Below are 9,193 nucleotides of genomic sequence, written 5' to 3'. Positions count from 1 at the left end.
TGGTGTGGTACAGTTTAGTTAAATCTAGACTTTTTCCACACTTGAAAAAATGCTGACGACAATAATAGTTAGCCAAGTTGTACAAGTTTTTTGATTTAAAGGCTAACTCATCACACACCCGCCAATAGATATGTGTTCGGTTAATAATATGTCTGTCAACAAGTCGCATTTACCCACTATAATTTATCTTAAGTTATTATCTTAATTTTAATATTACAACACTTTTCTACAAATAGCAACTACTTTATACAATTTTCATTCAACAGTTAATCACCCCCCAAGTGAATTGAGCTGTAACTTCAAATTGTACTTCTAGATTAGCTTCTGGCAAACAAATTGTTCCGGTTTGATTATTTTTTTTGATAGAGATATGGGGATTTGAGCTTTTTTGTTCCGAGGTATTAATCAGCTCCCGGGAATTACCCTTAGTGTCACTCCACCAGGCTGAGTAATGCTCAAGGGTTTTGGTTTTGAAATGTCTAAGAGCAAGGATAGAGCCATCTTCGAGAAAGAAATGGTATTGCTCATTGTAAACAGAAGTGAAAACAGAAAAATAGGTTTCAGGTATTAGATGTATCTGTGCAGCACTAGGTTTTTTTGCCACGATCAATGCTCCACCAATGCTACCTCCGTGAAACATATCCCTACCAACTCGATACAATCGACTGCGATGCTCATAAACGTCTTCACCGAAGAGTTTGACTGATTCTTCTTTGGAGTCAATAAATTTCTGATAGCGTTCTGCTTTACAACGTTTCCATCCGGTTGTTAAATCAATAAAACAAATGTCAGTAAACCCTGCACGTTCTAAGTGATGTCGATAGGTTTCACGGGTTGGTACATAAGAAGATTTAAACACTTCTTTTAGAGTGGTTTTTACCTCTGGTGTTAGGGTACAATTGGCAACGTAATCTTCAACGTAAATATAACCATTTTCTTTCAAAGCGCGAAAACAAATTTCAAGGACTTTGTCACGCTCTTCAATGTGTAATAAGGAGAGAAAGGAAATGATGTTGTCAAATGAATTTGGTAATAGGGAATCAATGATTTGGGAACTGAGAACATTGCCAGTCAGGTATTGAATGCGCCGATCAAGTCCCATCCGTTGGGTGAGTTATTGGGCAATTTCACTAAAATCCTGTCTTAATTCCACACATTGGAGCTGACATCCTGTTTTATAGCTAATATATCGAGCTGGCCCACCCACACCACTTCCTATATCCAAAACGCGAGAGTTGGAATTGAGGGATAAATAATTAATCGCGCGATCGCAAGCTTGACTACCAAAGTAGTGATATTGATCCAGATGGCCTAAATCTAGCAAGTCTTGAATTTCTAATGCTCCGGTAGCTTTTCCTTTTTGCTTCAGGGCTTGACGAATACTGTAAATGCGCCAATCGTAAAGTAAAGCTGAGTCTTTTGAGGAAGATTGATTCTCCGATTGTGGTAATGTCATAGTTATTTTAAGGTAAGAGCATATCTAAACCTATTTGTCAACCTGTTAGTTTGAGAAGGTTTTTTTTACTTTGTAGACATACCTTAGATTAAGTATCAGGACTTACGCAGACACACTACTGAGGGGGTAAAGGTGCGTTACGCTACGCTAACACACCCTACTGGATTGTTTCAGCTAAAATAGTGCTTTAGAGAAGTCAGGGCAAGACACGGATTTTGCCACGGATGCACGGATGGATGCACAGCTAAAACTTTGCAGATTTTTCGTATTACTTATACTGCTCCACCCCATTACCCCGTCACCTCCCCCATTTTCTAATGCACCATTTAAGATGAAACAATTCACTACAAATAGAGCCTTTGCGTAAGTCCTAAAGTATATTACGGTAACAAGCAGTTACGCTGACATTTCTAACATTCTTTGTAATGGCTTGAGTGCAGCAGCCCGAATCTCCTCTGGCAGGGTAATTTCCGGTCCCCGATTCTTCATTGCCAAATATAACTTTTCCAAAGTATTCAGTCGCATATGGGGACATTCATTACAAGCACAGTTCCCCGTTGCTGGTGCAGCAATAAACTGTTTTTCTGGCATTTGCTTTTCCATTTGATGAAGAATTCCGGGTTCAGTGCCAATGATAAATTTCTCCGCAGCGCTTTGCTTACTATACTCAAACAAAGCTCTTGTTGAGCCTATGAAACTGGCATGACGCAACACTTGCTCTTCACATTCTGGATGGGCAATAAATTCTGCTTGAGGATGTTCCATTTTTAGTTGTACGATCTTCTTTTCAGAAAAAATCTCATGAACCATACAACTCCCATCCCAAAGTACTAAATCCCTTCCTGTTTGTTCGCTGACATAGCGACCAAGGTTTTTATCGGGAGCAAAAATAATTGGTTGATCTTCTGGGATTTGATTCACAATTTTCACTGCATTAGAGCTGGTGCAAATAATATCACTCATTGCTTTTACCGCAGCAGAGCAATTAACATAACACACAACTAAATGATCGGGATGGGCAGCTTTGAAAGCAGCAAATTCTTCAGCAGGACAGCCATCAGCCATAGAGCAACCCGCATCTAGATCGGGTAATAATACTAACTTGTTAGGATTAAGAATTTTGGCCGTTTCTGCCATAAAATGGACTCCAGCAAAGACTATTACATCAGCATTTGTAGTAGCAGCTTGCTGAGATAAACTTAAAGAGTCACCCAAAAAGTCGGCAATATCCTGAATATCTGCCTCTTGATAGTAGTGAACTAAAATAACAGCATTTAGCTCCTTTTTGAGTTCTTCAATAGCTGCGAATAAGTCATCTGGAATAGAGTTAAAATATGTGTTTGTTTTTTTTGATTCTGTTATAAACATAGTTAGGTATCTTTAGAAATTATTTGTCAAATAAATATTAGGATGTTTCCGGCTTTTGAGCGCAAAGCGTTTGCACCTGAAACACTACAGCATTAATCAGAACTTTACTCTAGCTACTCAGACAAGGACTTTTTTTATTTCATGTTATAGGATACTATAATAACAAATTTATTTGGCATTTACACTACTTTTCTTTAGCTTTTTTTTACAAACAATCAGGGATAAATTCTGAGGAATATAGAAAAGTGCTAAATTTATTTGGGTTTAAATGTAAAGATGATTTAGTCTTCAATCCCAAGATGATGAAGTGTTAATTTTTTTTTGGTGTTAGGCAGTGGTGAAAGTTCCCAGATTTAATGAACTTATTGGAAATACCCCTTTAATTGACTTGACTAAAATGGTCGGCGAAAATTCAGCATACCTCTATGCTAAATGCGAGTTTATGAATCCAGGTTTAAGCTTGAAGGATCGAATGGCCAACCATATTCTGGATATTGCAGAAGCACAAGGCCAATTAAAGAGAGGAGATGTTATTGTTTGTTCTTCTAGTGGTAATAGAGGTTGCAGCTTTGCCATCTTAGGTAATATTAGAGGTTATCAGGTTGTTATTGTTACATCAGAAAAATGCAGTATTGAAAAGCAAAACCATATAAAAGCTCTCAATGCGGAGGTGATTGTAGTCGATCATGATCGCTATATGAGTTACGGAACAGATTATGCTAAAAAAATGGGTACTTTGATGTAGATCAATATAACAATATCTATAATCCAGAGGCATATTATAAAACTCTAGGACCAGAAATATGGAAAGACACAAATGGAGAGATTACCCACTTTGTGATGACTGGTTCTACCTTTGGTTGTATATCAGGTACAGGACGCTTTTTAAAGGAGTGCAACCCAAAAATTCAAGTTATATTGGCAGATCCTGTATCTTCAAATATTTATAATTACTATTACAGCAATGTTAAAAATGATTTGAGTTTCAACTTAGTTTCTGAGGAATCTTCAATTATTGAGGGAGCTGGAAAATCTCAGCCGACAAAATGCTTAGATTTTTCTGTCATTGATGAGGTTATAAAGATTTCAGATGAAGAAGCGATTTATACTTGCCATCAATTAGCTAATGATGAGGGTTTACTTGTCGGTGGTAGTAGTGGTATCAATGTTTTTGCTGCTAAATTTATTGCTAATCGTTTAGAGAAAAAAGGTGTTGTAGTTACAGTACTCTGTGATAGTGGTATTAAGTATATATCCAAAATTTACAATCAAGAGTTTCTCCGAAAGTATCTTTGAAGAAGAAGTCAGGAGTCAGAAGAATGGGATGGATGGGGAGATGGGGAGATAGGGAGATGGGGGGATGGAGAGATGGGAGCAAATTTTAACCCGCTTGGTGCGCGTTCCCTCACAGGAGTCAGCATTCCCTAAAGTACAGACATAAACTGAATTGATATCAAATCCGCTTTAGCTTTATTGGAATAAAAAAATCTCCAATCCTTATCACTACGCTCATCTTTGTAATTGTCTCTCCTCCTGATATCATGTCCGGTAGCATCGGAGCGTGTATAAAATTAAGGTGACAATGAAAGAAAACCTTCTGCCTCCTGCCTTCCCCTCCTGGGAGGGGTTAGGGGTGGGTTGCCTCCTGCCTTCGGACAACCAAAGTCTAATTATTCAACCGGACATGATATGACTCCTGACTCCTGAGTTAAGCATTCTATAACTGTTTAACCGGATTTGATATGATATCATGTCCGGTAGCATCGGAGCGTGTATAAAATTAAGGTGACAATGAAAGAAAACCTTCTGCCTCCTGCCTTCCCCTCCTGGGAGGGGTTAGGGGTGGGTTGCCTCCTGCCTTCGGACAACCAAAGTCTAATTATTCAACCGGACATGATATGACTCCCCTTAAAAATTCATAGACCACAACAATACTCGATTATTACCAGAATCAGCAATAACAACAGTACTATCACAAACAGAAATCCCATAAGGCCAACACAAACTTTGGCGAGTAGGATGCAAACTCAAAGCATTTTCACCCTTACTCTGAAAATCTGACTGACCAATTAATGCAACTGCCGGAGTGCCAATATCTACAGTATCCTGCCAACCCAATAACCTAGAATTAGCAGTATCAGCAACAATCAACCAATTAGCAACCGCAGTCACACCATAAGGCATACTCAAACTAGCAGCAGAAGGAAAATAAACCCCCTGATTTAACTGTACTGTATTAAATTCAGATTGACCGAGAACTACAGAACAAGGTTGATTATTCTCAGTCGGGATAGTATCCCAAATCATTACCCGATTATTTCCAGCATCAGTTACAACCAAGCGATCGCTATACTGTTGCGGAACATTATTGCCCCAAAAAGTAATTGCATGAGGCCAACGCATACTCGCCGCCGTTGCTTCACTACCTCCATTTTCATCCCGACAACTCATATTTGCCTGCCCCAAAACTAGATCGGCAGGTTGTCCGTTAACCTCTGGTAACTGCTGCCACATCAATACCCGACGGTTGCCCGTATCTGCTACCCAGAGTTTTCCTTGATGGTAGACAACACCATAAGGCCAGTGCATTCGGTCCGCAGCAGTTTCTGGTTGACCCCGGTTAGATTCATTTTGAGAAAAATCTGCCTGCCCCAAAACGATATCGGCAGGAACATTATTATCTTCGGGTAACTGCTTCCAAATTAATACCCGATGATTCCAAGCATCAGCTACTGCTAACCCTTCTCCACAAGCACAGATACCAGTGGGGACGCTTACTGTTGCTGCGGTGGTTGTACCATTGGCATTTTGCCCTTCTTGAGAGAAGTCAGATTGTCCGATAACCCAGTCAGCAGGTTGCGTGTCAACTTCAGGACATTGTCGCCATCCCAATAATCGATGATGTCCGGTATCAGCAACCCACAGAGGTCCAGTTTCTGAGATTAAGCAAGCTCCACGGGGTCCGAACATTGTGGTTGCACTGGGTGTGAGTGGTACGACTAGGGAATCAGAGGATGGTGTACCGAGAATGATTTTTGCACCATTAGGGTTAACTACAGAAGTTAAAAAATTAGGCATAATTCTACATAATTAGATATTTATTGTCATATAATCAGGTTATATTATAAGTTTACAGCGCTTTTCAAATTGATGAACCACATCTTCACACATCAACCCTTGTAGGGAGATTCCATGGTAAGTGTCCGTGAGTACCTCATTAAGATAAAACTCGCTATAAAATCAAAGGTGAAATAATTATGCTTGAGTGGTTTGCTACTACTACAATTTTATCGTTACTATGGTTTCTCGCTAGAGAAGTTTTTGCAATATTGCTTAAAGAAACCCTTGAAGACTATGTTAAAGATTTTTTTAAGCAATGTCTTATTGATTTTACAGGTGAGATAAGCGATCGCCATAAAAGGTCTTTAAAAAAGGCTATGAAATCAGCTCTTCAAGAATTTTCTGAATTAGTACAGCAAGAATTAAAGTTGGCTGAATTAGATAAAAATCAAATTAATAAATATGATCGACATTTAAAATTATTTCTAGAAAATGAGTCAATTTTAGAAATTCTTGGTAGTCCATTTAATAAAGATATTAAGGTTTTGGATACTCCTCGGTTGGTGAAAATATGGAACAAAATAAATCCTTCTTTACCAGATTTACCAGAAAATTTTGATTGAGAAGAAATAGCTAAAAATTATCTCAAAAAAGTTCAACTTATTAGGATAGATTCTGAGGAATTACGGAAAATATTAGATTCACAAAATTTTGATAAACTGGCAAATCAAAACTCTGATATTAAACTAGATTTTAACCTCAAAAAACATCAAGAGGGAATCCGAGAACAATATGGCAATGTCAAATTAGAAAGTTTAGATACCAGTGGTTATGGTTACGATCAATTGAAATTATGGAAAATATTTATTCCTCAAAATGTCCGGGAATCTCAAGAATTTTTGCCTCAAGTACATGAAATTCCTAAAGAATATCGGCAGCGGTTAAAGGAGACTGGAGAGCTTGAGGAAGATTTTTCTTCAGAACAATTGGAAGGTCTCCGGCGCAGATATTTTGAACAGCAAATTCGCTCGGTTTTAGACTTAGTAGAAGATAAAAATTATAAATATTTGGTTATTCTCGGAGACCCTGGTTCTGGCAAATCTACTTTATTACAATATATCGCTCTAAAATGGGCAGAGTTACTGCCGAAATATTTGCCTTTATACCCAATTCCTTTGTTAATTGAACTCCGGACTTATGTGCGTAACTATGATGCAAATAAGTGCAATGATTTTCTGGATTTTCTGGCAAAAGGTCGTGGAGTTGTTTGTCGTTTACCTAAACCTGAACTCCATGAAAAATTAGAAATGGGTGATGCTATTGTGATGTTTGATGGGTTAGATGAAGTTTTCGATCCTGCTAAACGAGAGGAGGTAATTACTGATATTCATCGGTTTACTAATGACTATAAAAATGTGCGAGTTATTGTTACTTCGCGGGTGATTGGTTATAAGACTCAAAAACTTCGGGATGCTGAGTTTTATCATTTTATGTTGCAAGATTTGGAAGCGGAACAAGTTGAAGAATTTATTCAACGTTGGCATAAGTTGACTTATCAGGATGAGGCAGAAAAGGTGAGGAAAAGGGAACGATTAAAACAGGCAATTAAAGATTCTAGAGCTATTGAAGAATTGGCAGGAAATCCCCTGTTATTAACTATGATGGCTATCTTGAATCGTCATCAAGAATTGCCGAGAGATAGGGCGGAACTTTATAATCAAGCTTCGCGGGTTTTATTACAGCAATGGGATATGGAACGAGCGTTAGTTGATGCGAAAATTGACCCGATAACTATTGACTATAAAGATAAACAGGCAATTTTGCGTCGGGTAGCTTTTTTTATGCAGGAAAATGAGGCTGGTTTGGCTGGTAATTTGATTGCTGAAAAGGATTTAAGGGAGATTATTTCGGAATATCTTAAAAGTATAGATATAAATGATGCGAGACCGATGGCTAAGGCGTTGATTGAACAGTTGCGGACTCGGAATTTTATTTTGTGTTTTGTTGGGGCTGAATATTATGCTTTTGTGCATCGAACTTTTTTGGAATATTTCTGTGCTTGGAGTTTTGTTTGGCAGTTTAAGGAAACACAAAGTCTGGAAATAGATGGGTTGATAAATGATGTTTTTGGTAAGCATTGGCGCGATGAAAAATGGCATGAGGTTTTGCGGTTAATTGTAGGGATGATTGATACTAAGTTTGTGGGAGATATTATTAGTTATTTGCTGGAGCAAGAGGGGGAAGAGGAAAAGTTTCATAATTTATTTTTGGCTGGTAAGTGTTTGTTTGAAGTTAGGAGTCGTCAGAGTATTGATGATGTGGAGGAAAGATTATTAAATAGGTTAAAAGGTTTGACGGAGTATGACCTTGGTTATTATTATGAACCTTACGACGGTATATCTTTTAATGATTCTTACTCTCAAGAAATTTATGAGAAAAATGTAGCCTTAGTTTATGAAATTCGTACTCAAGCTGTGGAAGTAGTGGCTACAACTTGGAGGGATGATCCAGAAACTTATACTTGGCTCAAACAAAGGGTTGTTTCTGATGATAATTCGGATGTGCGACGTGAAGCGGTGCGACAAATAGCTACTGGTTGGAAACACGAACCTGGTATTTTAGATTTACTCAAACAATGGGTTGTTTCTGATGATGATTCGGATGTGCGACAGGAAGCGGTGCGACAAATAGCTACTGGTTGGAAACACGAACCCGGTATTTTAGATTTACTCAAACAAAGGGTTGTTTCTGATGATAATTGGAAAGTGCGACAGGAAGCGGTGCGACAAATTGCTACTGGTTGGAAAAATGAACCCGGAATTTTAGAATTACTCAAACAATGGGTTGTTTCTGATGATCATTGGGCTGTGCGAAGTGCAGCGGTGGAACAAATTGCTGCTGGTTGGAAAAATGAACCCGGAATTTTAGAATTACTCAAACAATGGGTTGTTTCTGATGATCATTGGGCTGTGCGAAGTGCAGCGGTGGAACAAATTGCTGCTGGTTGGAAAAATGAACCCGGAATTTTAGAATTACTCAAACAATGGGTTGTTTCTGATGATAATTGGGATGTGCGACAGGAAGCGGTGCGACAAATAGCTACTGTTTGGAAACACGAACCCGGAATTTTAGAATTACTCAAACAAAGGGTTGTTTCTGATGATAATTGGAAAGTGCGACAGGAAGCGGTGCGACAAATAGCTACTGGTTGGAAACACGAACCTGGTATTTTAGATTTACTCAAACAATGGGTTGTTTCTGATGATGATTCGGATGTGCGACAGGAAGCGGTGCGACAAATAGCTACTG

7 protein-coding genes and 1 pseudogene are annotated in these 9,193 nt (G+C 38.5%); 4 read left to right on the top strand and 4 right to left on the bottom strand.

Annotated features, from left to right (window positions below; translation table 11 throughout):
• Positions 1-259: 259 nt before the first annotated feature.
• From F6K54_RS33780 to nadA, 3 genes are all read right to left on the bottom strand, one after another.
• Positions 260-1,102, bottom strand: a complete 843-nt coding sequence (locus F6K54_RS33780) for a class I SAM-dependent methyltransferase (RefSeq protein WP_293087901.1) — start codon at positions 1,100-1,102, stop codon at positions 260-262.
• Positions 1,103-1,114: 12 nt separating this feature from the next.
• A complete protein-coding gene (locus F6K54_RS33775; protein WP_293087900.1) occupies positions 1,115-1,456 on the bottom strand; it encodes a hypothetical protein in 342 nt (113 codons plus the stop codon).
• Positions 1,457-1,852: 396 nt separating this feature from the next.
• Positions 1,853-2,824: a quinolinate synthase NadA gene (gene nadA / locus F6K54_RS33770; RefSeq protein ID WP_293087898.1), complete on the bottom strand. Its 972-nt coding sequence runs from the start codon at positions 2,822-2,824 to the stop codon at positions 1,853-1,855.
• Between the two features lie 334 nt (positions 2,825-3,158).
• Between nadA and F6K54_RS33765 the strand changes: the two genes are divergently transcribed.
• Positions 3,159-3,569 carry a pyridoxal-phosphate dependent enzyme gene (locus F6K54_RS33765; RefSeq protein WP_366558303.1) on the top strand — a complete coding sequence of 137 codons (411 nt, stop codon included), beginning with the start codon at positions 3,159-3,161 and terminating at the stop codon, positions 3,567-3,569.
• A 14-nt stretch (positions 3,570-3,583) separates the two neighbouring features.
• The gene (locus F6K54_RS33760; RefSeq protein ID WP_293087903.1) at positions 3,584-4,120 is read left to right on the top strand and encodes a PLP-dependent cysteine synthase family protein; all 537 of its coding nucleotides are present in this window, start codon (positions 3,584-3,586) and stop codon (positions 4,118-4,120) included.
• A 612-nt stretch (positions 4,121-4,732) separates the two neighbouring features.
• Here F6K54_RS33760 and F6K54_RS33755 read toward each other — a convergent pair.
• Complete coding sequence (locus F6K54_RS33755; RefSeq protein WP_293087896.1) at positions 4,733-5,902, bottom strand: hypothetical protein; 1,170 nt, start codon at positions 5,900-5,902, stop codon at positions 4,733-4,735.
• A gap of 179 nt (positions 5,903-6,081) precedes the next feature.
• Between F6K54_RS33755 and F6K54_RS43340 the strand changes: the two are divergent.
• Together F6K54_RS43340 and F6K54_RS33750 are read left to right on the top strand one after the other, a co-directional pair.
• Positions 6,082-6,696 (top strand): annotated as a pseudogene (locus F6K54_RS43340) (histidine kinase); the annotation flags it as partial.
• A 33-nt stretch (positions 6,697-6,729) separates the two neighbouring features.
• Positions 6,730-9,193 (top strand): HEAT repeat domain-containing protein (locus tag F6K54_RS33750; protein ID WP_366558301.1); only part of this gene is annotated, 2,464 nt, incomplete at its 3' end.

It is taken from the genome of Okeania sp. SIO3B5, from assembly GCF_010692555.1.
Taxonomy (GTDB): domain Bacteria; phylum Cyanobacteriota; class Cyanobacteriia; order Cyanobacteriales; family Microcoleaceae; genus Okeania.
The sequence above is the reverse complement of the archived record's forward strand: the minus strand, read 5'-3'. Positions and strand labels throughout refer to the sequence as shown.